The organism is Pantoea sp. R13S299 (assembly GCF_048515925.1).
Lineage (GTDB): Bacteria > Pseudomonadota > Gammaproteobacteria > Enterobacterales > Enterobacteriaceae > Pantoea.
Genome location: NZ_JBLYEF010000002.1, coordinates 599,082 through 623,497 on the forward strand (window position 1 = coordinate 599,082; position 24,416 = coordinate 623,497).

A 24,416-nucleotide genomic window follows, 5' to 3' on the forward strand; every position below is an offset into this window, starting at 1 on the left:
GAATATCTGCGCCCTGAATTTTATTATGCCGGAATAATGCCGCGCAGTGGCGGTCAGCATCCCGGCAGACATATATCGCGATTAAATCAGGAAATCATCCAGTGACTGACCGTTTTCGATCGCCGCTTTAATTGCAGAAGGAGTACGACCCTGACCGGTCCAGTAACGAACCTGGCCGTTTTCATCGCTGTAACGGTATTTCGCCGGACGCTTCGCGCGTTTTTTTGTGCCGATGGCCGAAGGAGAAGCGTTATTTACCAGCTCCGCCGGGTTGATTCCTTCTTCCAGCAACAGCTCCTGGTAAAACGCCAGTTTTTCCGCTTTTTCACGGGCTTCTGCTTCCCGCGCGCTTTCCTCTTCGCGGCGTTCATTTACCACGGTTTCTAATTTCTGGCGTAACTCTTCCAGCAGATCCAAATCCATGTTGCGCGCCTCGGCACGAATAGTGCGGATATTATTCAGGCTGCTCAGGTTCTTACTCATACAAATCCCTCAAATACTCAAGTTAATCAATTAAGTGCAAATTATTCAGCCGGCAAGGGTAACATTTACCCGCCCAATATTTGAAGTCCTGATTTAGCTTTATTCGCTGTTAATTCTGCATTTATGGTGCTGATTGAGCCAATTGAGAGGGGGATTTAAGCGAAATCTGCTGGTTAATTGCGGATTGTCATTATCGAACCGGGATTGTGGGATTTGCATGTTGGCTTTTGATTAACTGTGATTAAATCAGTCATCAGGTTTTGTTAAGGACTGGCATGAAGTTTCGCCGCAAAAATGATGGGCCAGCGCCAAAAATTTCGCCGCTGCTGAGAAGTATTATTCTCTCTGGTGTATTGCTCACCGTGGCGGTGATTGGTTTGAATCTGTGGACGATGCGCGAAGACTGGCTTGAAACCGTCGATAAAGCAGAAGATACGGCGGTGAATCTGTCGTTGTCACAGTCGCGTCAGGCCGATGATACGTTTTTGCAAACTGAACTCTCATTACGAGAAGTGCAACGCGAGCTTCAAAAGCAGATTGCTACAACTGGTGTAGATGGCGAGGCACTGAGTCAGACGATGCGCCTGTTACAGAGCCGTCTGCCGCAACTTCACGGCTTGTTTTACTATGATGCGCATGGGAAATGGATAGCGACATCCATGGGCAGAATACCGCCTGACATTGATAACTCCGATCGTGAATATTTTAATTATCATCGCACCAATCCGCGAAATAATCTGCATGTCGGGCCGGTGCTTCGCAGTCGAACCACCCACGAACTGGTGATCCCGGTTACGCTTCGGGTGAACGATGCCTTCAGGGGCTTTCGTGGCGTCTTACTCGCCACCATCAAAGTGGACTATTTCCGCCGCTTCTACAGCTATTACGAACTCAGTGAGGGTGATGTGCTGGTTCTGATGCTGGCAGATAGCACGGTGCTGTACGCCCGTCCGATGCCGGACAGTTACATCGGCAAAAACCTCTCTGTGAGTCCGCTTTTCCTCAGGATGCTGGCCCATGCAGATAAAGGCAGCGGTCAGTGGACCGCTGCGCTTGATGGTAAAAAACGTATTTTCGGCTTCGTTCGCTCACAGCGATATCCACTGGTAGTTGCTGCGGGATATGACAAGCGCGCGCTGTTTAACCACTGGCTGAAGAGTTGGGTACAGGATCTGATTTTGAGCCTGGCGCTGCTGATTGTGATTCTGTCACTGGGGGCGTTTGTGCTGCGTCAGGCGCGGCATACGCTGCGTTATCAGCTTGAACTGACCCGACTTCGCGATGAGCTGACTGCCGCGAATGGCTCACTGGAAAATCTGGCACAGAGCGACGGGCTGACGGGGGTTGCGAACCGGCGTCATTTTGATCATATGTTGAGTGAAAGCCTGCAGCGCGCTGAGCGGAGCGGCCAGCCAGTGTCATTAATCTTGTTCGATATCGATTATTTTAAACGTTATAACGATTCATATGGCCATGTGGCCGGTGATGACTGCCTGAAAAAAGTGGCCACTGTGCTTAAGAACACCGCCCGGCGTCAAAACGAACTTACGGCCCGGTACGGCGGCGAAGAGTTTGCCATCATTCTGCCCGACCAACCGCTGTCAGCGGCGCTGGAGCTCGCTAAATCCATTATCGCAGCCATTAATCAGCTCGCTATTCCACATCTCACCACGGAACTGCCGCAAAAGCATGTCACTCTGAGTGCAGGCTGTGCCGTCTGGCTTGCTTCTGACTCAAAACAGGGCAAGCAGGCGCTGATAGAACGTGCCGATAAGGCGTTGTATCGCGCGAAGCGGGCAGGGCGCAACCAGGTGATGTGCGAAGAACGTAACGGCTGAGCATCCCTGATCAAATTCTGAATGACGTCTGTGGCATGGTGATGGCTCAATCAGAACAGGGAGCAGCCATGTCAAACGATACCGGTTTTACTCATCTTGCTTTACAGGTTCGCGATTTAAATAAGAGCGTAGATTTCTATCAGCGTTATGCCGGGATGCAGGTAATCCACCAGCGTGAACCGGGTATTCCGGAAGCACAAAAAGTCGCGTGGCTGTCAGATTTAACCCGGCCTTTCGCACTGGTGCTGGTGCAATCTGACAACAGTGAAGATACGCCGCTTGGCCCGTTTGGCCATATCGGCGTGGCCTGTGCCAGCCGCGAAGAGATAGATGAAAAAGTGGCAATTGCACGGCTTGAAGGCGTGTTGCGACGCGATGCACAGCAATCTGGTGCGCCAGTGGGTTACTGGGCATTTTTTGCCGATCCAGATGGCAATACGCTTGAGCTTTCTTATGGGCAGCAGATCGGGTTGGAAATTATCACCGCCCGCAACGCGCAGTCGCTGAATAAATAGAGTGGCTTAGGGAATGGAATGAGATCCATTGCCGGGAGCGCAATTGAGTAAATCTTCCGTTATTAAATTCAGTCAGGGCAAAGCCTGGAAGGGATGCTATCAGGTCGACATGAGCAGTAGTGACTGGTAATTGGACGGTTTGTGACTGTTAAGGAATGTTGAAAAAACCGCCTGACCTGGTCAGGCGGTTTCTCATTTAAGATTAAATCAGGAAATCGTCCAGCGATTTACCTGCATCAATGGCAGATTTAATAGCGGATGGGGTACGACCCTGGCCAGTCCACTGCTTAACTTCGCCATTTTCGTCGGTGTACTGATATTTAGCCGGACGTGGCGCACGTTTTTTCTTCTCTGCTGGCGCAGTCGGCATACCATTTAACAGTTCGTTAGGATCGATACCTTCCTGCAACAGTAATTCACGGTATTTAGCCAGTTTCTCCGCTTTCTCACGGTTAGCTGCTTCAGAAGCCTGCGCTTCTTCACGTCGCTCGCTGACTACAACCGACAGTTTTTCCAGCATTTCTTCCAGGGCAGCAAGGTCAAGCTCGCGAGCGTTTGCGCGAAGGGTACGGATATTATTCAAGCTGTTGAGAGTGTCACTCATCAAAGTCACCATAGTCATGTTCAGATAATAAAATACAGAGCGGGTTCACGCTGATGCTTTTCGTCAGACCTGCTTTTTTAGGATGCTTGCCTTCGAAGAATCAAAATACAGAACCGATAGTTCAACGTTATCATATTAATCGCTTTTTATGAGAGTTTAAACTGTAATTAACGTATGACCCTTAAACAAAAGTAAATTTACTCTTTTTTTTACGCTCTTCGCTCAAAATGGCAAAAAGGCGCGCCATCTGGGACGCGGGATAATTTAGTCACGTTATGGATTAACTCTGCTTTCACGCCAATTTTTCCGTCGACTCGCTTCGCTAATCCGATACTCAGCTTGTTCTGAGAGTTAATGACGTCTGCACACTTCAGCCCGATGAAAACCGATAAGACCATGAGGATCATCGGAATAGCGACGTAAAAAACAACCAGAAAATTACGAATGAATAATCATTAGCCCACTTTTTTAATAAGGATATCTGTAACCTTATGATAGTAAGTTGTTTTACAGGTGATTTAACTGGCCTGCTTAAGAGAGCCACTGTGACGATCGGCTACTGGCTGGTATAAATTATCTGCAGAAACGCGCAGTCAAATAAATGGATACCAGACCGCCAGAATCGTGACTGACCTTTCAGATTGAAAATCGATGACTCAGAAGAGCAATAACTTTCTCTTAGCCTCTGTAAAGGTTTAAAGATGCTCCCAGTTGACGAGTGAATCCTGAGCCACATCTTCGCTGCTCATTATTGCTTTGTGCGATGATCACGTTGTAAATCGTTGCGTTCTCCATGGCCTTCAATACTCACTCATCAGCATTACTGAATCAGTTTATTGATCACACCCCGCGCCAGCTCGTGACCTGACAGATGGAAGAAGAGGCAAAACAATAATCTGCCAGGATATTACGGCGATGTTATAGGTCGCGCATTTCGTTAACCGGCGCAATATCGCACTGATGTGTTAAAAATCCATGTGACTGAGATTTTAATGTGCAATGTCAGATCAAATGGCAGAGCTGCTAACCAAACAGATAATACGAAGCTTCGTCAAAAAGCGGCTTGCTAACTCTGAATCCATCGCCATCGCCATCGCCATCGCTTATCTGGACCGGCTCTGGACTACACTCTCTTAGAGATACGCAATCATCAGCTTTAAAGCGTTCCGCTGGAGGGACAGACGTGTTTAAAGGCAATAAAAAGTCATTACCGGTTCGCTACTGTAAAACGTGTAACAAACCGATGTCATGGCGAAAAAAGTGGGAAAGGTGCTGGGAAGAAGTGATGTATTGCTCTGAGCGCTGCCGGCGAAATCGTGCTGACCAGCAAAAAGATGAGGCAGATATAAAATCTGAACGTCACTCCTGATCTCATCGGAGCGGGCCAGGGTTAACCTGGCCTCTGGCAGGACGATATGGCTATTCCTGAACCTCAATCTGTTGCCAGCCTTTTTTGAACATACAATCTTTCACCAGGATCTCTCGCTGACTTTCATTGGCATCACTAGTGGAGTAATCGGTATCGGTGGTTTTATCTTTACTGTCTTTCGAGATGTATTTACCACTCACGACATTGTCAGGCGGTAAATCCCGCAGAGCCTGAGCCTGACAGGCTGTTTCCGCCACGGTTTCCTGCTGCTCAGTCGCATCGGGTTTGACCCATTTATACTGGACGCATCCGGTCAGACAGAGAGTAACTAACACCAGCACAAGAGGTTTCATAATCTGCTTCTCAGTGATCCCTGTTTGCATAGAAATGAGAAATTGAGTGAGGAAACCGATCGGTGAACCTTCAGGGTATCCTCAACGTACAAAATTATCCGACATTAAAACGTCAGACCGCCGCCAATATAGGGACCATCAATCAGGGTATGGCCCGGACGTCCATCTTTGCCATCAACACCCGCATAGCGATAGCCCACTTTTACGATCAGTGGTCCCACGGGTGACCAGCTGACGCCGGCGTTGGCTTCCACGAAATTCTTAACGCTGTTGGTCAGCTGTTCCGGAGCGGAATATCCCTCACCATAAATCGCAAAATTGGCAGGCAGATTGATTTTCACACCGCCGCCGACAGGAAATGCGACGCCGTTATCGCCTTTTTTGCCGCCGATGTAGGTGGCTTTAACGCCAGCCGTCAGCATGACCGGACCGATTTCCAGGTTATAACCGGTACCGGCCTGGCCAATCTGAACACCATCAGCCGTATTTTTGATCCACTGGCTATCCAGATAAATTCCGCTGGATGAACGGCCAATTTCTGCGTCTACCACAGAGGTGTTTTTCCCTTGTTCCACATTCAGGCCAATCGCCATTGCAGACGAAGAAGCGCAAAGCAGCAAGCCAAGGCAGATGACAGTCTTTTTCATTGTTCAGTGTTCCACAGGATAAAATTTTCAGGGCGGTAAATACGCTCGAGCTTAAGGCGATTTACTTTTGCACAATTTCTTTAACATCGTGCTGCTGCAACTGATGCATGTTTCCGTCCGAATCTTTATAAGAAATCATCCCTGTTTCTTTATCTCTGGCGGGTTTGCCATGGGTAGTGATTATGTGCCCGTCATTAGTAGAGATCACATAATTGCTTGCGCAGGCGGTAATGGACATAACCGAAGCCATCATCGCAATAGCGAAGACAAGTTTCTTGCCAGAATTCAAAGATGTCATTTTACTTTCCTGTCGTTACTCTTTAAGAAGATGCGGCATTATTAGTTGAGAATGTTAAACGACATGATAACAATCGGGCAGTCAGAGTCTTAATCCAGTAAAAAATGACCTGGATCAATTTAGTATACTGCTCAGGAGTGTTCCGCAGATTTATACGAGATCCTGAAATTTTCAGCGTGTGAGTACTGACCGTTAAAACTTAAATTTAACAACAGTTCCCGCATGAAAAGATAATTTCATGTTTCAATTTATCTCTTGTAGCACTGACTCGTTTGGCTATATTCATTCGGCAGTATTATTCTGATTAGTCTATTTTAACAAGGATTTAATATAGCTATGAAAAAGACAATTATCGCTTTGATTTTTATCTCGTCCCCTCTGACAGGGATTGCTGCGACAGATTCCTGTAAAGACCAGTTGGCTGATATTTCAGCTAAAACTGAAATGGCCAAAATTCATGGGAATAGTGCAGAAATTGCACGGCTCAATATTGCCCGTGACAAAATTCAGACTTACTGCACTGATGAGCGTCAGGCATCGCGTGCCTCTCATGATGTCAGCAAACGCGAAATGAAGGTTAAAAAAGCGGAGCTTGAGCTTCAGGAAGCCGGGCAGGAGCTGGCAGAAGCCAGAGCTGATGGACGTGCGGAAAAAATCATGAAGAAAACGCATAAAGTTGAAGAGAAAAAACTGAAGCTTGAGTCAGCGAAAATCGATTTGAAACAGGCTCAGGACGATGCTGATCGCCTTAATTAGAGCTTTTCCGGGGCTCACGCTGGTGAGCCTTCTCTGCTGGGGTTTGGCGTTTAACTCAAAGCGGCCATCTTTCAAAGTTCAGACATTCCTCCCCATCCTTTACAGCTGTTGTAATACCAGGTTATTACCAGGAAAAGACCGCCATAAAAATCCTGGGATTAAAGGATGTCGTTACATTTCTATAGTCATGATTGACCGGGCATGACGTAACTGAATAAATAGTTTTAGGATGTAAGTCTGTTAAATATTAAACGAACCGCTAATTAAGTCAGATGAAAGTGCTCTGTTAACTCTTCAAAACAGAAAAACTTAATGAAAAGAACGGATATTCTATTTACTAAATGTCATTAAAGAATATTATTAGTGTGCAAATTAACCCTAATTTTAGCCACTCATCTGAGTGGCTCTTTTTTTGAACTCTCTGGTTAACCATGGGAGTTTAAGCAGTCATCGATCGTGTGCTTTCACATCGATTAAATACTGCGCATAAAAGCGACAACCTCGAAAAATGGACGAAAAAAAACCACCCGGTTGAGTGGTTATAAGTCATACAATATCTTTCAAAGAGTAATGTTGAGATGCCGAATAAGTGAAGTAATACTGGGATGTATCTATGCCGAAAAATAATAGCGCTACACTCACAGTTTACTTTATTCATTCGTGCTCAATAACGATATTTCTATTTGTCTGCTTTATCATGTGAGTTTTAATATTATATTTCATAATGCCTGATGAACAGTATGTGATTACATTGTTGTCAAAAACGAGTGTTAGCAATAATTTTAACAATGATTGTCTTTTGGTGATTTATTCAGGCACTGTGTTCCCGGTAAAGGAAAGACAAAACACTCATCGCCAATCATGGCTTTTAAGATTCCGTTAAGATATTCGTTGTAAGTTTGGCTCACACTTTAACGGAGATAAAAATATGAAAAAGGTTCTTTTAGCGGTTTTATTCGCAGGTATGAGTTTTGGTGTTTCAGCTCAGCAGGAAGGTTTTGTTTCAGCAGAAGGGCAGGGCTATTCGCAGGGTGGATTTAAAGGACCGACTCCTGGTGTGGCCTCAGTAGCCCAGGTCAAAACGCAGCGTGATGATTCATGGGTAGTGCTGGAGGGTAATATCATCAGACAGGTTGGCCACGAATTGTATGAGTTCAAAGACGCCACCGGCACGATCAATGTCGATATTGACGATAAGCGCTGGATGGGGCAAACGTTATCACCTACTGACAAAGTCCGTATCGAGGGTGAAGTTGATAAAGACTGGAACAGCGTCGAAATCGATGTGAAAACGGTTCGCGTTCTGAGGTAACCAGCGTCAGCAATGACAGACAGAGGGTAGCGATCCTGATGAGTCAGCCTGGCCGCTGCCTTCTGTCTGGTAACCATCATTTTTACAGCAAACATGGCCGATAAGCGCGCACGTATAAAGTAAGGACTCATGAATAGAGGTTGATGCGCCGTTTAATTAGTTACAACACCCTATTAATGTTACTTAACACCCCGGCAGAAACAATGCCGAATCCAGCCCCTCTCTGGCTAACCCCAAACGGAGCCATTCTGAAAATCCGAGTGCTCATTGACTAGCCGCCCCGCACGGCCCGAAGGGCCGTAACAGTCGTTCAATCGGCAATTGAATGATGTAACTAAATGAATTGCTGTTTGCTATACTCAAAGGATGTGGTGGGGTGTCTTCCGTATATGAACAGATAAGCATGCATGTAGACGTCATCAATCGCAGTATTAAAGCCGGGTGGTCATTATCAGGACGAGTAAAAAGGCTCCTGAGAACCTCAGAAACCTTTATCCAGGTACACGACTATGCAGCTAAGTGCTCAGCTGACAACGTGTAATCAGCTTCAACTCACCCGATCTGAAATGCCATAAACAGGCCATTATTAAACCACGTCACTTTCTCACCGGCATTGTTAAGGGTCCATCCCGCTTCGCCAATCGCAGAATTGTTCCAGCCTTTATTTTCAGTTGCAGTGGCTAAACCAATGGCATTGATACCTTTGGCGGCACGGTCATAATTGAAACAAACATCAGAATTTAACCCTGCATCATTCCACATTCCCAGAAGCTCGGCATAGCCAATATCAGCACCGGTAACAGCAGTCAGTTCCACAACATTTAATTGACGCATTTTAACTCCCTTTACATTTTAACTACATTGATAAATAACTCCCTTTTTATTCTACCAATCAGGTTTAGGTTGTCACGCTTCGGGTTTAATTAAAACGATCGCCAAATGGCAATTTGGTCTGGAATTCATTTGATTGACTACGCGAGAGGGAATAATTGAGAAAGACGTTCTTGCCCGACTAATACTGCAGAACGGTATCGATCGCGATACCGTCTACTCAGCGCAAAGCAATAATTATCGGGTAAAGCCCTTACCCACTTGTGCCTGTGCGTACCATTCCATTAGCTCCGCAGCTCCTGGCTCATTCTCGGCGGGTGCCCATGGTGCTGAGTCCTGTTCAGTCACCGGCTGGTAACCCCCGTGTTTAACCTCAAAAATAACGCCACCTTTGTCCATCGATAAAACTGCATGCCAGGTGCCTGCGTCCGTCTCCAGCACCTTATACTCTTCACCTAACACCACCCGCTGGGTCACATATCCATTATCATCAAAATGTAATACCAGAAACCGCCCACTAAGGGAGGTCAGCAATTCAAAAGTATGCGGATGTCGGTGAGGGCGGACATAGGTGCCTGGCTCCATAGCGATGGCCAGCCGCTGCACCGGCTCGCTCAATTCAGGGTGTAAATTACGATTGGCTCGCAAGCGAGGAGAATTCGCAGCCTGCTCGCTGAGTTGCTGGAGGTCAGTAACAGTAATTTGTTTCATATAAGCCTTTTGGATTTTGGACAACTTACGACAATCCCGTTGCCGTAAGACTTGTTGCCATTCTCAACGGACGAATAGCCTCTGCACTCGCGGAACAACGCGCTGCCCGGATTATAGGCGCTGATGCCCCAAAGTCCCGAAACTGACGATGAGAGACCTCACGAAAATCGCCTGTATCAACCCTTTCCGCAAACAACCAGGTTACAGAAAGATGTTCTCTGTTTCCTAAACCAAAGCCAATCAGAACGCTTTTTCACTCTCTGCCTGATGCCAGATCAAAAACCGAAACGCTTATCATTTATAGAATGAGTGCTTCTTACTCAAAGGCAGAGCGTGGTATGGCAATTAACATGGGCAGCACCTACCGAATTCTAGGCTATCAGCCGTCGGTAAATTTCGCCTGGCGCCAGAAATTACTGACAATGGGCATGCTTCCAGGTGCCGTTATTGAGATCATTCGTGTTGCGCCAATGGGTGACCCGGTGCAAATCCGGACCCGCCGCGTCAGCCTGGCGGTGAGACAGCGTGACCTGGCCGATATCATCCTTGAGGAAATCGTCTGATGAAAAAGATAACCATCGGGCTGATTGGCAATCCCAACACCGGCAAAACCACGCTGTTTAATCAGCTGACGGGGGCCCGCCAGCGGGTGGGTAACTGGGCGGGCGTCACGGTTGAGCGCAAAGAAGGGCAATTTTTTACCGCGCAGTCAGATGTCCGTCTCATCGATCTGCCCGGCACGCGTTCGCTGACCACGCTATCCGCCGAAAGCTCCATCGATGAGAGCATCGCCTGCCACTATCTTTATCAGGATCACGCCGATGTGGTGATTAATGTCGTCGATGCCTCCAGTCTGGAAAGTAACCTGTTCCTGACCTTCCAGCTGCTGGAACTGGGCGTGCCCTGCATCGTCGCTCTTAACATGCAGGATATCGCCGCCAGCCATAACATTACGATTGATGTTGCAGCGCTATCAGCGCGTCTGGGATGTCCGGTTGTTTCACTGACCTCCACCAAAGGTGACGGCATTGCTCAGCTTAAAACCCTGATTGACCAGCCACATGTTTACTGCGCACCGGAACGGGTGCGTTACCCGGCGGCGGTTGAAACAGCCATTGAGCAACTCGACCTGCAGATGCCTGCGACGATTGCTCCACAAAAACGCTACTGGCTTGCATTACAGTTGCTGGAAGGCGATATCAACAGCCAGAAGCTTTGTCCGGATCTGCTTCCGCGTTTACCTGAGATTATCCAGCAGGCGGGCGGCGATACTGGCGTTCAGATTGCTGATTATCGCTATCGTGCCATCAACACGATTTGCGCGGCCGTCAGTAATATTCATCAGGCATTACCTGCCGGTCTCACCCGCCAGATCGATAATATCGTACTGAATCGCTGGCTGGGCATTCCGATATTCCTGGCCGTGATGTATGTGATGTTTGTCCTTTCAATTAACATCGGTGCCGCACTTCAGCCCCTGTTCGACAGTGGTTCGGTGGCAATATTCATTCATGGCGTGCAATGGCTGGGTTATGTCTGCCACTTCCCGGCCTGGCTGACCGTTTTTCTGGCGCAGGGTATCGGTGCCGGGATCAATACCGTGCTGCCGATCATTCCGCAGATTGGCCTGATGTTCCTGTTCCTCTCTTTCCTGGAAGATTCGGGCTATATGGCGCGTGCCGCCTTTGTGATCGATCGGCTGATGCAGTCGCTGGGCCTGCCGGGGAAATCCTTTGTACCGCTGATTGTCGGCTTTGGCTGTAATGTACCCTCGGTAATGGGGACGCGGACGCTGGACACGCCGCGTGAACGTCTTTTGACGGTGCTGATAGCGCCTTTCATGTCATGTGGCGCGCGGCTGGCAATCTTTGCGGTTTTCGCCGCTGCCTTCTTCAACGCTCACAGTTCCAGTCTGGTTTTCTCACTCTATCTGCTGGGCATTGTGGTGGCGATTGTGACCGGGCTGGTGCTCAAACATACCCTGCTGGGCGGAGAATCTTCGCCGTTTATCATGGAGTTGCCGGTCTATCACCGGCCTCATCTCAAAAGCCTGCTGTTACAGACCTGGCAACGGCTGAAAATGTTTGTAGTGCGAGCCGGACAGGTGATCATCCTGGTGAGCATGCTGATAGGCATCCTGAGCAGCTTTACATTTAATGGCCAGCTGGTTGATGACATTAACCACTCAGCGCTGGCGGCGACCAGCAAAGCGATTACACCTGTGCTGTTGCCGATTGGGGTCACTCAGGATAACTGGCAGGCCACAGTGGGGCTGGTTAGCGGCATCATGGCGAAAGAGGTCGTGGTCGGCACGCTCAACAGCCTTTACACCACGGAGGCAATCCAGAGCCGTTCGTTCGATCCACAATCCTTTAATCTGCCAGGTGAACTGAAAGAGGCGCTGACGGAGACCTGGGCGGGGTTAACTGCAGCTTTCAGAATGGATGCGCTGGCCAATCCGATTGAAGCCAGCAAAGGCGATGGAGAGATGGCAACAGGTTCAATCGGCGTGATGTCAGCCAAATTTGGCAGCGGCTTTGCCGCTTACAGCTACTTAATCTTTGTCCTGCTCTATGTTCCCTGTGTCTCTGTGATGGGCGCGATTGCGCGCGAAGCCGGTAAAAAATGGATGATGTTCTCATTCTTCTGGGGTCTGAACATCGCCTACACCACGGCCACGCTGTTTTATCAAACCGTTACCTTTGCGGAGCATCCTGGATTCAGCTCGACCTGCATGATCAGCGTGCTGGCGCTGAACGTCATCATTCTGCTGGCGTTGCGCAAAGCGGGAAACCGGGTGCAGGCAATACCGGTCATGCTCCGGGAAGAAAAAGGGGTTTGTCACGGCTGCCACGGCGGTTGTGATAAACAGAAAGGTTTTGCGCAGTAAAATACCAATATCATTCACGCTATCCGCTGCGGCTTTTCAGCGCCGCAGCGGATGGCAGATACGTCACGTTGCAGTGATACCGGCAAACGAAGGCAATCGGGAGTCAGCGCCTGCTGGCTATTAACGTAGTAGCCAGGCGCTGAATATTTATCTGTAATTTAACTTCAGATGTTAATGCTCTGATATGAACAACCCAGAAATTTCTAATTCAGATAAGCAGTCTGAAATAATCAATAACACTTGCCCCAATCAATTACATAATCTTTATCACTTTATTTGTTGAAGTCTTCAATCTATTAAAACTCATTCAGGCCGCAAAATTCATCGCATTTTTAGTCTCTCTGTTGACTTGTTTATCCCCTATCATTCGCGTCCTGATAAAAGGATATTTTTCATTATATGAAGGAGCCGTAAATGAAGATCAAACTTATCGCTTTGCTTTGTCTTTTCTCTTTTGGTGCCGCAGCGGAAACGGTGGGATATCGGGCGGAAATAGTCTATTTTAACGCCGACCCAGCGAAAGAAAAAGACGCAGTAGTTCATTACAAAGACGGCTATCTCATTGTTAAAGATGGCTATATTGTAAAGTCAGGGGATTTTTCGACACTGAAAGACCAGCCTGTCGATATCATGATTGATTACAGTGGAAAAGTTATCACCCCTGGATTTGTAGACACTCATGTTCATTACCCTCAGATCACCATGATCAGTGAATATGGTGAGCAGCTTATCGGCTGGTTAAATACCTACACCTTCCCAACCGAAATAAAATACAGCAATCATCCCTATGCGTCACAGGAAGCCTCGGTCTTCCTCGATCAGCTGGTGAAAAATGGCACAACGACCGCACTGGTTTTTGCAACCAGCTCGCCCGTTTCGGTTGATGCATTTTTTGAACAGGCGTTAAAACGCAATATGCGCATGATCAGCGGTAAGGTACTAATGGATCGAAACGCGCCCGCTGAATTACTGGATACCCCGCAATCTGCGTATGAAGATAGTAAAGCGCTGATTGAAAAATGGCAGCATAGAGGCCGGCTGGATTATGCGGTTACGCCACGTTTTGCGCCTACCTCGACTGAGGAGGAGCTCAATATCGCAGGGAAATTGCTTAAAGAATTCCCGGATGTTTATCTGCACACCCATCTGGCGGAAAACAATCAGGAAGTCGCCTGGGTTAAAGAGCTGTTCCCGAAAAGCCGCAGCTATCTGGACGTGTATGACAAAAGCGGACTGGTCACAAAGAAATCCATTTTCGCGCACTCCATCCATCTTGATGAGACCGACTACAAAGTGTTGTCAGAGAAAGGTGCCAACATCGCTTTTTGCCCGACGTCGAATCTGTTTCTCGGTAGCGGATTGTTTAATCTGGATAAAGCCCATCAGTACAACATCCCGGTTGGCTTAGGCACAGATGTCGGCGCGGGCACCAGCCTGTCCATCCTTCAGACTATGGATGAAGCCTACAAAGTGACGCAGATGCGCAAGGCATTCACCGATAAGCCCGATGACGTCCACTCAGTGACACCGATGGAAAACCTCTATCTTGCTACGCTGGGCGGCACAACCGTGCTGTCGCTGCAGGATAAAATAGGCAGCTTAGCGCCTGGCAAAGAAGCTGACTTTGTTGTACTCGATCCTCTGGCCGGGCAGGTCCTTGCCGGACGCAATAAAGAGTCCAAAACCATTGAAGAAACACTGTTTGGCATTGAGATGCTAGGTGACGATCGTACCGTTGCTCACACTTATGTGATGGGAAACAAAATGAAGTGATATCCAGGATGAAATCACGTCATTAAGAATGGAGAAGGCCGCTTAACCCCGGCCTTTCTCACAAGCCTGCAAGCTGAAGTCACCCTCGCTGGTGAAGTCAGAACGGCCAAAAGAAGGATTGAAGCTGGCCGTGCAGGGTCTTTTCTTTACAGAGTCGCTGCAGGCTATATGGCAGTAAGAAGAAATCAATGAAATCAGCTGGATGAACCCATCTAACGCCTGACAGGCCTCTATTCAGTACCGGCTTACACACAGGCTGTCCACTTTTTCTGTGGATAACTTCAACCTGAAAGACCTATGAGTGACCTTTTTGTGAGTCCATTAGTCGGGAAAATCGGAGTCAGCGTGTTGCTCCATGAACTCGACCATTGCGCCTTTGTGTGCATCGACATGCCGGATGTAGCGCATTAGCGTTTCCGGCTTTTTCCAGGTGCCTTCCTGCATGATACGGGCAATCGGATAGCCTTTATCGGCCATATCCTGAGCTGCGCCGACCCTGGCACTATGGCCACTCCAGCCAGTGTAGCGATTTTTATTAGCCTTCACTGCGCCGGATTTTCCAGCGACGAGCCAGGCACGGCTAAAGATCTGTTCCAGCGCCCGGGTGCTCATCGGCTTTTCGGCAATCAATGCCCGACCAGAGCGGTGCACGGCACTAAACAGGTACGCATCCGGCTGGCTGGAGAGCCCGGAGGCTTCGATCCACTCTTCAAGGCGCTGGGTTGAACGGGCGCTGAGCGCCTTAATCAATCCACCCGTCTGCACAACCGTTTTTGTCCAGGCCACATCCAGAATGATGCGACCGTCACCGGCGCGCATTACGTCACGCACCCGCAATCTCGACAGTTCACTGATACGGAGCAGTGTGGCATAGGCGACATGCAAAAAAGCCAGGTCGCGCAGCGCCTGCAGGTTATCTGAACCTGACCATTCTTCATCCAGTGCCAGCAGATCAGTGAGCCTGAAGGGCACGGCCTGGCCAGCACGCTCACCGTTCATTACAGCAACGCGATTTATCTTCTTCATGGTACGAAAAACAAGCGGAGAGACGTTGGGCACCGACAGCCCGGCGTTACGGTGTAACATCGAGATGAGCGCCGCGTGTGAAGTAACGGTCGAAGAGGCCCGGCCGCTTTCAGCCAGAAAAGAGAGATAGTCGCGTAAATCATCGGCGCTCATCGGCAGGAAGCTACGCTGGTTATCTTCCGACCATCGATTGCAGATCCGCATGACACTCAGCAGCTGTCGCCAGGTGTTTGGTGAAAAAGCCTCTTTATCCTGGACGAACTGCCTGAGCCGTTCGGTGATGTCGTCGTTGTTCCGGTTCGCCGTCAAATGGGTGATCGGGACTAACTCGCTCATATTTGCTCACTTATAAACCAAACACAGCCTTGATCGCGCTACGTGAATTCTGAGAACTCAGCAGGGGGATAACCGGGCAGAATTTACGTAGCGTTGCCATTTTCAGGACAGACTTTTCTGCTACCCATCTTAACCCGGAAGCCTGACTGTGTCATGACTTCGTATAAGAACAATTATACGAAGTTAAGATCCTGTACTGGATCCAGCCAGGCTTTGATCTGATGGACAGACTCAAATGGGTAGGGCGGGGAGACAACCGGGACATCAACCCTGGAGGTGTTGATAACGAAACGACTTTTGCTGGTAATATATAAGGTGAATAAAAGAAGGGAAGTCTGAATAACGATTTAGTGAAATCGTAAGCTGATAAACAGAACTTTAATTAAGTCAGCATTTCCAGACGTCGAGTATGACGAAAATCAAAAGCGTGAACTGCAATTAACAGAGTACTGAAGATTAAAAACTTCATTATATAATCAGCGAATTTAATTTATAGATAATTAAATGCTCCCAAATGAAATTTCTGTTTAGAAAACACGTTCGAGAGCACCTCATTTGCTAAATTTTCGCAACGGAACATCACAATGCCATCTCTGTAATCATCCTGTTAATACATATCATTCACGCTATTCAGAGGCATGCCTGCATCTAAAGCCAGAATAAAAAACTAAATATGGGCTTCGCAAAGATTTAAATACCCGTCAATAGCGGCTATCCGCTATCTTTCAGCCTGAAAATGAAAAGCAACCTTGATGTTTTATGCCAGATTATTCATCAAATAAGACTGATAATTAATTTATCGTCGAAAATTAACGTCTGGCAAAGCAACGGGAATTTCTTCCTGATGCGTTATTAAAATTTTTTATGACTGCGCCTGAGTTAAGTCACAGAACGCTGTCATCACCAGGGTAAAAAGAGGATATCTCATGAAAAAAACTTTATTGTCGCTGTGCCTTTTAGGCCTGTCATGTGCACCGGCTATTACGCTGGCTCAACAGCCTGTGACCTGTGTTAAAGCATCTGAACAGGATGTCGCCAGCCTGTTTAATACCTGGAATAACTCTCTGGCAACCGGCGATGCGACAAAAGTCTCTGAGTTATATGTCAGCGATGCCGTCTTACTGCCAACAATTTCAAATCAGGTACGTCTGACCGATCAGGAACGCATTGATTACTTCAATGACTTCCTGAAAAAAGGCCCGAGCGGTAAAATCGATTCCCGCACTATTCGAATTGGCTGTAATAAAGCGATTGATACCGGCGTTTATACTTTCACCTTCAAAGATAATTCGCACGTCACAGCACGTTATACCTTCACCTATGTCTGGGATGGTAAGGGCTGGAAAATTTCCACTCACCACTCTTCAGCCATGCCAGAACCTGTAAGCCAGCCTTAAAACTAGTATGGCAGGATAAAAACCAGCTTCGCATTACGAAGCTGGTTTTTTACATTCAGGCGCGGCAGAATTTTTGAATAAAGGCGCTTATTCCTGTCGGATTTTTATTTTCTGACGTAATTTCATTCTCCCTCAATATGCTTAATCGCCATTGCCGATCTGCCAGATAAATGTCGGGTCATTGCCGTTTACCTCCCAGTCGCCCACATTGCGGATTTTGTAGATTACCGGGTTATGCGATGACACCGTCCGCGCGTTGCGCCAGTGACGATCCAGCGCCTTGCTGACGCGGGTATCGGACGCGCCAAGCGCATTAAAGAACTCCGTGGCGGCACGTGTGACTAACTCAACCGCAACCACCTGCGCCCGGGCGGACTCCACTTCTGCGTCCACGTTCGCCGCGTGAAGCTCTGCTTCAGCCGCACCGTTCAGTTGCAGTTCATACGCCCGTTGCAATGAGTGGGTCGCGCGATCAACGGCGGCTTCGACTGCCCATATCCAGCTGCTGATTTGCCCGACTACCTGCAGCACCTGCACATCCTGCTTCACCTGAGGCGCATTGCCGTGGCTGTAGACCCGTTTGCGCTGCGCCACACCCTGTGATGCATCGCGCACTACTGCCCGACCTATACCCGCCAGCGTCGCTAATAACACATGCTGATAAAATGCAGTCTGATAGCGGAAGCGCTCACTGAAATCATAAACGTGCGGCTGCTCCACGCGGGCATGTTTAAAGCGCGTAGTACCGCTACCGGTCAGCCGCTGCCCGAAGCCATCCCAGTCATCCTCGCGTTCCACTTTTTTCTGGTGAGTATTCACCAGGGCAATCACGTCGCGGCCATTATCGGTGCGTTTTGCATAGACATCGATCCAGTCGGCATAGAGCGTGCCGGTGCTGTAAAACTTCTCACCGCTGATCTGCCACTCTCCCTCTGCCGGTGATACCTGGGTGTTGACCTCACCCAGCTTAACCGTACCGATTTCGCTCCAGCCGCTGCCCACCAGCTCGCCATCCACGAAACGGCGGAACCAGCGCCGCCGCTCTTCACTCTCTGGCTGGTTCAGGCGATCCTCAATAAAAGCGAAGTGCGCGCGCAGCGCCTGTGGCAGATTTGAGTCCGCCTCAGCCAGCGCGGTCAGCAGGGAAAAAAGCTGCGGCAGCGAGGCGCCAAAACCGCCTTCCTCTTTGGGAATACGCAGGGTGCCGAATCTCGCCTCTTTCAGCCAGCGGATCGGCTCATGCAGCAGAGTGCGATCGACTTCACGCGCGGCGGCATCCTCAGCGATGCGGGCAAACAGCGGCCGGAAGTGGGCAGACAGTGCAGCAAACTCAGTGCGACTTAATTCAGACATGATCTTCTCCTGATTCGGGATGTTCATCGATGTCCTGTTGAGTCGGTTCAAACCGGATAATCAACAGGAAGATAATCGGAATAAGGGCCGCAAGAGAGACGATCCAGAACATATTGGTGCCGTAACTGGCCTGCAGAATCGGCAGAATGAACAACGCAAGCGCACTTCCAATGCCGGAGAGCGAGCGACTGAAGCCGACGCCGGTTGCGCGAATGTGGGTTGGATAGGAGAGTGCCGGATAGATCATCAACTGCGCGCCAGGTCCAAATCCTTCGGCGAAGAGCCAGAGTCCCAGCATCAGTACGGCAAATACCACGCCGATAGTCGCCTGCGGATGACCGATCAGCGCCAGCGAGATCAGGGCGATAAACTGCAGCGCAAAACCCGCAATCGCCACATGGCGGGAGGGAAACTTCCATGCCAGACGCATCCCCAGCAGACCGCCAGTAAAGGCAAACAGTGCATTCAGACCCAGCGAGGCCGAGATGGTTTCGAACACGCCAGCGCCCAGAAACTGCGCAAGAATAGAGGGCAGGAAGAATGCGATGGCGGTGTACTCAAATGCGATACACACGTTCATCACCGCGCTGACGATGGTGCGTTCAAGGTAAGGCTTCTGAAACAGGACACGGAAACTCACTTTCGGTGCCGCTTGCACAGCAACGGTTTTAACAGGATGCTCCTCATGCGCAATAATGCCGTACGAGTCTCGCAGGATCCGCACGGCACCGCTCAGGTCACCCTGATTCGCCGCCCAAAGCGGTGACTCATTCATAAACTTACTGCGCACCGCAATAATCAGCAGGGCCGGTACCGCGCCAAACAGCAGCGACGCGCGCCATAACCAGTCGATGTGTTCGGCTGGCAGCAGGAAATAGAGCGCAAAAATAATAAAGAAACAGGCAGACGACGCGGCGTACCACATCGGGCACCAGGCCGCGAGACGCGAAGCTTTGTTTCCCTTGCCGGAGAACTTAGAGAACTCCGCCAGATAGGCCATGGCAACCGGCAGATCGATCCCTACCCCGATTCCCATCAGAAAGCGGGCCCCAATCAACACCCAGACATTAGGTGCCAGGCCCGCAGCAATGGCTGAAACAACAAAGAACAGCATGTCCGCCATAAACACCGAGTAGCGGCCATATTTATCGGTCAGCCAGCCGCCGACCAGATTACCCACGATGGTGCCAATCATAATCGAAGAGGTCACCAGTCCGGTCAGCACCGGAGTTAAGCCGAACTCTTTCACCACATCATCAATACCATAGGAGAGCGTGGTGAGATCATAGGCATCCAGGAACACACCGCCCAGCGCCAGGAAAACAATCCAGCGGGCGTAGCTGTTTTTCTCAGTATGACTGTTGATCAGCCGGGCCACATCACTCACCGAACGAACCGGCGTGGAGTGTGGCGGCGGGGCGGTCAGGGTGTTGTCAATCTCTAATGTACTCATCGTATCCTCGTTATTATATTCAGCAGGTAACGAGGGTTTTATAGGCATTTACGGCACAGTTAACAACCAACAAATAATGATAACTATTTCAATATATTCAATAAGTTAATAAGAAAAACCGGCCACGACAGAAGCCGGATGAATTGCTGGATTCATCCGGTACGGATTAAAGTATTTCTCTTTTACTGACCTGAAACCGGTGCGCTTCTTCAGCCGTTAATAAATCCGTAAAGCGATAACTGAGACTATTAAACGGAAGATTTCATCCTGATATTTCAGTGCTATTTACCCGAGTTTCTGCGTCAGCGTTATGGCGATATCCGGCTCCCGGATGCGGCAATGCCAGTCGCGGTCCCTGCCCGAACAACTTCTCACGCAGCGTACCAGGCTGATAACCCTGCTTGTAGACGCCGCGTTTTTGCAGTTCCGGCACCAGCAGTTCCACCACGTCGGTAAAGGTTTCATGCGTCACGGCGTAGGCAAGGTTAAACCCGTCAACGTCGGTCTCTTCAACCCAGCTCTGCAACTCATCGGCTACGGTTTCCGCACTGCCCACCAGCAGCGGACCAAATCCGCCGATGCCCACCCAGTCGGCCAGGCCCTGCACCGTCCACTGACGGTTGGGATCGGCCGTGGAGAAGGTTTCGACCGCCGACTGAATCGCGTTGGTATGCAGATGCTTCAGTACCTGTTCCGGCTGATACTGCCCGAAATCGATACCAGTCCAGCCCGAAATCAGCGCCAGCGCGCCTTCGTAACTGACATAGCGTTTGTACTCCTGCCATTTCGCCTGCGCCGCCAGGTCGGTTTCACCCACAATCACCGTCTGAAGATTGAAGATCAGTATGGAACGGGGATCGCGTCCCGCTTCAGCGGCCCTGCGTCGAATATCCGCTACGGTTTTCTTCAGCAGTACTTTCGATGGTGCTGCCACGAACACGCATTCAGCATGTTCCGCCGCAAACGCTTTGCCGCGGCTGGAGGCGCCCGCCTGGTAAAGCACCGGCGTGCGCTGCGGTGACGGCTCGCAGAGATGAATACCCGGCACCTGGAAAAACGTGCCCTGATGGTTAATTGGATGGATTTTATTCGGATCGCTGAAAATATGACGCTCCCGATCGCGCAGGACCGCGCCATCTTCCCAGCTGCCCTCCAGCAGCTTATAGACAACCTGAAGATACTCATCGGCATAGTCATAGCGCGCATCGTGATCGGTCTGCGCCTGATGCCCGATATTACGTGCGCCGCTTTCCAGATAAGAGGTCACAATGTTCCAGCCAATGCGGCCTTTGGTCAGATGATCCAAGGTCGACATCCGCCGGGCAAACGGGTAGGGATGTTCAAACGACAGCGAGGCGGTCAGGCCAAAGCCCAGATGTTCTGTCACCATGGCCATCGGCGTAATTAACGCCAGCGGATCGTTTACCGGCACCTGTGTAGCCTGACGGATGGCTGCATGGTTATTGCCGTTGAGCACGTCGTAGACACCCAGCACATCAGCAATAAACAGCCCGTCAAACTTGCCACGCTCAAGCAGACGCGCTAAGTCGGTCCAGTACTCCAGGTCTTTGTACTGCCAGGAACGATCCCGGGGATGCGCCCATAAACCGGGTGACTGATGACCGACACAGTTCATATCGAAAGCATTCAGGCGAATTTCACGTTGCGATGACATAGCGACTCCTGAGCGGATGCGGCAATCGCTTGCCGCCCACTATTAATAATGTGTTTTAAGATCGGGGATTTAGTACGTCAGTGAGTCTGGACATCGCTCGCTGAAGGGCAGCGGCGGGGCGGCGAGGAGCTGTCGTGCAACGGACTCAGCATGTTCCGCTACCTGCGGTAATCCCATGAGTTCGCCAAAGCGCCCCCGCGCAGCCGGTCCGGCCACATAGAGATGAGAATTCGCATTACCCTGCGCATTCACCGTCTGTGACAGCGCGTTGACGTGAATGCCCAACGCCAGCGGGTCAGGCTGAATGACGCCATCGCCATGGAGCTGGCGCAGTAGCACGTCGCTGTTAAGCAGTGCGTTATGCGCTGGCCCGGTGGTGACAATCACTTTATCCACCTCCAGCATTTGCGATTGCGCGCCACGCAGGCGCAGCGTCAGCCGGAGAGTATTTCCCACCGCATCCGCGGCAATCAGCCGCGCCGCCAGCAGCGACAGCTGACCGCTGGCCTGCTGCTGAGAGAGAACCTGACTGACCTGTGGTGCAATCCGGTAGCGGTGAACATCCCACCAGGGGCGAAGATGCTGCAGAAAACGCCTCTGCTCATGCAGCGACAGGCTCTGCCAGATTTGCTGACCGTTACGACGGATATCATCCAGCACCAGTTGCCAGGGCAGATTCATCGCCGCCGCCTTTTTTACCTCCTGACGCACCCGACATACCCAGCCGCGCGCAGTAGCGGGCTGCGGCTGAGCGTAATCCAGCGTGTAGTTCTCAAAACTGCCACTCAGATTTGCACGCGGCAGCTGGCCACGCCGGGAAAAGACGGTAATTTTTCCGCGATGCTGCTGGCGATGCAGCGAGGCCACCACGTCAGACATCGTCAGTCCTGAACCGATAATCGCGACCCTGTCGTCAGGAGCCACCTGTGCCAGCGCGTCGCGCTGCCAGGGATTGGCTATCAGGCCCGGATGTCCCTCTATGGCCTTCAGCAGCGCAGGCAGCGCCGGAGGAGGATGACTGATTGCGAGCACCACCTGATCGGCACGAATCTGCTGCCCTGAAGCCGTGGTCACCACACCCTCTCTGAAGGCAACTGCACTGTCGCACAGATGACTGAGTTTTACCGGTGAGTGCTGCTGCAGATACGCAAACTGCGCATTGACCCAGCGACCGAACTCACCACGTTGCGGGTAGACATTGCCGTCATGCCATAGCGCCTCCGGGTCGTTGTTAAAAGCAGGAGAGGCGCGATAGTCGCGATCAAATGCCCCTTCTTCATCACCCGCAAGCTGCATTCTGGCGGCCGGTACATTGATGCGGTGAGCTGGATCGGTGGTGCCATATGCCACGCCCTGAGCAAGCTGCGCGCGGGGTTCAATCACCGTCACGTGCAATTCCGCGAGGCCAGATCGGGCCAGGTGGATCGCCAGCGCGGTGCCGGTGAATCCCCCGCCAATAATGACAATCTGCTGTTGTGACATAAGCAAGCCTTCTCTTCGGTTAACTGACTAACTGGCGCTGGCCTGTTTAGCAGGACGACGGTCACCGCCAATGGTTTCACCAAACGGACCGGTGTTGACGCTGCGCTGTTTCTTTTCAGCATTGGCAGCCAGCGGCAACAGCGGCATCACCAGCTCAGCAAAGCGATGCGCCTCTTCAAGGTGCGGATAGCCGGAGAAAATGAAATTTTCGATCCCCAGTGCCTGATACTCCCGGATGCGATCGGCAACCTGCTGTGGATTACCGACCAGCGCCGTTCCTGCACCGCCGCGCACCAGGCCAACACCCGCCCAAAGATTTGGGCCGATGCGCAGGCTCTCTCGCGAGCCCTGATGCAGCGCGCTCATTCGCGCCTGACCGGCGGAGTCCATGCGGGCAAAGATCTTCTGCGCGGCGGCGATGGTCTCTTCATCCAGATGAGAAATCAGCCGATCCGCAGCCGCCCAGGCTTCCTCTTCGGTTTCACGTACGATGACATGCAGCCGGATGCCGTAAGAGAGAGTACGGCCGTTCTCCTTCGCCCGCTGACGCACCACTGCCAGCTTCTCCGCCACCTGCTCAACCGGCTCGCCCCATGTCAGATAGGTGTCGATCTGGTTCGCCGCAACGTCGATAGCGGCCTCAGACGAGCCACCAAAGTAGAGCGGTGGGCCATCTTCCTGCACCGGCGGGAAAAGGATCTCAGCGCCTTCCACGCGAATATGTTCGCCTTCAAAGTCTACCTTCTCACCTTTGAGCAGGCGGGAGTAAACCTCAAGAAACTCTCTGGTCACCTTATAGCGCTCTTCATGACTCAGGAAGATGCCGTCACCTTTATTCTCCACCGGATCGCCACCCGTCACCACGTTGATCAGCAACCGTCCTCCAGAGAGACGATCCAGCGTCGCCGCCATACGCGCCGCCAGGCTCGGCGGTTGCAGACCGGGACGAACAGCCACCAGATAGCGTAGCTTTTTGGTGATCGGTGCCAGTGCAGAGGCAACCAGCCAGGAATCCTCACAACTTTTACCGGTCGGGATTAACACACCGTAGTAGCCCAGATTATCTGCTGCCAGCGCAACCTGCTGTAAATAGGGTAAATCGACCGCTCTGCCGCCTTCGGTCGTCCCCAGATAACGCCCGTCGCCGTGGGTAGGCAGAAACCAGAAGAGGTTGAGGTTTTCCTGTGTCGCTTGGCTCATTAGCAGATTCCTTTATAACGATATTTGAATTTATTACATACGGATAAATTCTTTGGTTATATAGCTGTTAGCAGGAAGCGTGCCAGCGCGCAGTTTTATTATTTTCCTTTATTT

23 protein-coding genes are annotated in these 24,416 nt (G+C 50.5%); 10 read left to right on the top strand and 13 right to left on the bottom strand.

Going from position 1 to position 24,416, the window contains the following annotated elements:
* Positions 1–81: 81 nt before the first annotated feature.
* Positions 82–483 (bottom strand): H-NS family nucleoid-associated regulatory protein, encoded by a 402-nt coding sequence (locus ACN1CO_RS13645; protein ID WP_419139369.1) that lies wholly within the window; start codon positions 481–483, stop codon positions 82–84.
* A gap of 275 nt (positions 484–758) precedes the next feature.
* Between ACN1CO_RS13645 and ACN1CO_RS13650 the strand changes: the two genes are divergently transcribed.
* Together ACN1CO_RS13650 and ACN1CO_RS13655 are read left to right on the top strand one after the other, a co-directional pair.
* Positions 759–2,321: a diguanylate cyclase domain-containing protein gene (locus ACN1CO_RS13650; RefSeq protein ID WP_419139370.1), complete on the top strand. Its 1,563-nt coding sequence runs from the start codon at positions 759–761 to the stop codon at positions 2,319–2,321.
* 68 nt (positions 2,322–2,389) lie between these two features.
* Complete coding sequence (locus tag ACN1CO_RS13655; protein ID WP_419139371.1) at positions 2,390–2,836, top strand: VOC family protein; 447 nt, start codon at positions 2,390–2,392, stop codon at positions 2,834–2,836.
* 202 nt (positions 2,837–3,038) lie between these two features.
* Here ACN1CO_RS13655 and ACN1CO_RS13660 read toward each other — a convergent pair whose 3' ends face one another.
* The gene (locus tag ACN1CO_RS13660; protein WP_090967065.1) at positions 3,039–3,440 is read right to left on the bottom strand and encodes an H-NS family nucleoid-associated regulatory protein; all 402 of its coding nucleotides are present in this window, start codon (positions 3,438–3,440) and stop codon (positions 3,039–3,041) included.
* A gap of 1,011 nt (positions 3,441–4,451) precedes the next feature.
* On the opposite strand from ACN1CO_RS13660, the gene ACN1CO_RS13665 reads away from it, so the two are divergent.
* Positions 4,452–4,577 (top strand): hypothetical protein, encoded by a 126-nt coding sequence (locus ACN1CO_RS13665; protein ID WP_419139372.1) that lies wholly within the window; start codon positions 4,452–4,454, stop codon positions 4,575–4,577.
* 46 nt (positions 4,578–4,623) lie between these two features.
* On the top strand, positions 4,624–4,809 hold the full coding sequence (locus tag ACN1CO_RS13670) for a DUF2256 domain-containing protein (protein WP_419139373.1): 186 nt from the start codon (positions 4,624–4,626) through the stop codon (positions 4,807–4,809).
* A gap of 50 nt (positions 4,810–4,859) precedes the next feature.
* On the opposite strand, the gene ACN1CO_RS13675 is transcribed toward ACN1CO_RS13670, so the two are convergent.
* The 3 genes from ACN1CO_RS13675 to ACN1CO_RS13685 form a co-directional block, all read right to left on the bottom strand.
* Positions 4,860–5,162 carry a hypothetical protein gene (locus ACN1CO_RS13675; RefSeq protein ID WP_419139374.1) on the bottom strand — a complete coding sequence of 101 codons (303 nt, stop codon included), beginning with the start codon at positions 5,160–5,162 and terminating at the stop codon, positions 4,860–4,862.
* A gap of 104 nt (positions 5,163–5,266) precedes the next feature.
* Positions 5,267–5,809, bottom strand: coding sequence for a YfaZ family outer membrane protein (locus tag ACN1CO_RS13680; protein ID WP_419139375.1), 543 nt, complete (start codon positions 5,807–5,809; stop codon positions 5,267–5,269).
* 61 nt (positions 5,810–5,870) lie between these two features.
* Positions 5,871–6,107 (bottom strand): YgdI/YgdR family lipoprotein, encoded by a 237-nt coding sequence (locus ACN1CO_RS13685; protein WP_419139376.1) that lies wholly within the window; start codon positions 6,105–6,107, stop codon positions 5,871–5,873.
* 336 nt (positions 6,108–6,443) lie between these two features.
* Here ACN1CO_RS13685 and ACN1CO_RS13690 point away from each other — a divergent pair, with 336 nt between their 5' ends.
* Both ACN1CO_RS13690 and ACN1CO_RS13695 read left to right on the top strand, forming a co-directional pair.
* Positions 6,444–6,863: a DUF1090 family protein gene (locus ACN1CO_RS13690; RefSeq protein ID WP_419139377.1), complete on the top strand. Its 420-nt coding sequence runs from the start codon at positions 6,444–6,446 to the stop codon at positions 6,861–6,863.
* A gap of 928 nt (positions 6,864–7,791) precedes the next feature.
* Positions 7,792–8,175, top strand: coding sequence for a YgiW/YdeI family stress tolerance OB fold protein (locus ACN1CO_RS13695; RefSeq protein ID WP_419139378.1), 384 nt, complete (start codon positions 7,792–7,794; stop codon positions 8,173–8,175).
* A 552-nt stretch (positions 8,176–8,727) separates the two neighbouring features.
* Here ACN1CO_RS13695 and ACN1CO_RS13700 read toward each other — a convergent pair.
* Both ACN1CO_RS13700 and ACN1CO_RS13705 read right to left on the bottom strand, forming a co-directional pair.
* Positions 8,728–9,009, bottom strand: a complete 282-nt coding sequence (locus ACN1CO_RS13700; protein WP_419139379.1) for a hypothetical protein — start codon at positions 9,007–9,009, stop codon at positions 8,728–8,730.
* Positions 9,010–9,243: 234 nt separating this feature from the next.
* Positions 9,244–9,717, bottom strand: coding sequence for a WbuC family cupin fold metalloprotein (locus ACN1CO_RS13705; protein WP_419139380.1), 474 nt, complete (start codon positions 9,715–9,717; stop codon positions 9,244–9,246).
* Between the two features lie 338 nt (positions 9,718–10,055).
* Between ACN1CO_RS13705 and ACN1CO_RS13710 the strand changes: the two genes are divergently transcribed.
* The 3 genes from ACN1CO_RS13710 (at position 10,056) to guaD (ending at position 14,380) form a co-directional block, all read left to right on the top strand.
* Positions 10,056–10,280, top strand: a complete 225-nt coding sequence (locus ACN1CO_RS13710) for a FeoA domain-containing protein (RefSeq protein WP_419139381.1) — start codon at positions 10,056–10,058, stop codon at positions 10,278–10,280.
* Positions 10,280–12,607, top strand: coding sequence for a Fe(2+) transporter permease subunit FeoB (gene feoB / locus ACN1CO_RS13715; protein WP_419139382.1), 2,328 nt, complete (start codon positions 10,280–10,282; stop codon positions 12,605–12,607). The genes ACN1CO_RS13710 and feoB overlap by 1 nt, the downstream gene beginning before the upstream one ends.
* 414 nt (positions 12,608–13,021) lie before the next feature.
* On the top strand, positions 13,022–14,380 hold the full coding sequence (guaD, locus tag ACN1CO_RS13720; protein ID WP_419139383.1) for a guanine deaminase: 1,359 nt from the start codon (positions 13,022–13,024) through the stop codon (positions 14,378–14,380).
* 321 nt (positions 14,381–14,701) lie between these two features.
* Here guaD and ACN1CO_RS13725 read toward each other — a convergent pair whose 3' ends face one another.
* A complete protein-coding gene (locus ACN1CO_RS13725; protein ID WP_419139384.1) occupies positions 14,702–15,742 on the bottom strand; it encodes a tyrosine-type recombinase/integrase in 1,041 nt (346 codons plus the stop codon).
* Between the two features lie 926 nt (positions 15,743–16,668).
* Between ACN1CO_RS13725 and ACN1CO_RS13730 the strand changes: the two genes are divergently transcribed.
* Positions 16,669–17,139: an SgcJ/EcaC family oxidoreductase gene (locus tag ACN1CO_RS13730; protein WP_419139385.1), complete on the top strand. Its 471-nt coding sequence runs from the start codon at positions 16,669–16,671 to the stop codon at positions 17,137–17,139.
* A 141-nt stretch (positions 17,140–17,280) separates the two neighbouring features.
* On the opposite strand, the gene ACN1CO_RS13735 is transcribed toward ACN1CO_RS13730, so the two are convergent.
* From ACN1CO_RS13735 to ssuD, 5 genes are all read right to left on the bottom strand, one after another.
* Entirely contained in the window at positions 17,281–18,492 is a 1,212-nt protein-coding gene (locus ACN1CO_RS13735) for a monooxygenase (protein WP_419139386.1), read from the bottom strand.
* Positions 18,485–19,945: an MFS transporter gene (locus ACN1CO_RS13740; protein ID WP_419139387.1), complete on the bottom strand. Its 1,461-nt coding sequence runs from the start codon at positions 19,943–19,945 to the stop codon at positions 18,485–18,487. The genes ACN1CO_RS13735 and ACN1CO_RS13740 overlap by 8 nt, the downstream gene beginning before the upstream one ends.
* Positions 19,946–20,207: 262 nt before the next feature.
* Complete coding sequence (locus ACN1CO_RS13745; RefSeq protein WP_419139388.1) at positions 20,208–21,620, bottom strand: LLM class flavin-dependent oxidoreductase; 1,413 nt, start codon at positions 21,618–21,620, stop codon at positions 20,208–20,210.
* A 69-nt stretch (positions 21,621–21,689) separates the two neighbouring features.
* Positions 21,690–23,102 (bottom strand): FAD/NAD(P)-binding protein, encoded by a 1,413-nt coding sequence (locus tag ACN1CO_RS13750; protein ID WP_419139389.1) that lies wholly within the window; start codon positions 23,100–23,102, stop codon positions 21,690–21,692.
* A 27-nt stretch (positions 23,103–23,129) separates the two neighbouring features.
* On the bottom strand, positions 23,130–24,302 hold the full coding sequence (gene ssuD, locus ACN1CO_RS13755; protein ID WP_419139390.1) for an FMNH2-dependent alkanesulfonate monooxygenase: 1,173 nt from the start codon (positions 24,300–24,302) through the stop codon (positions 23,130–23,132).
* Between the last annotated feature and the right edge of the window lie 114 nt (positions 24,303–24,416).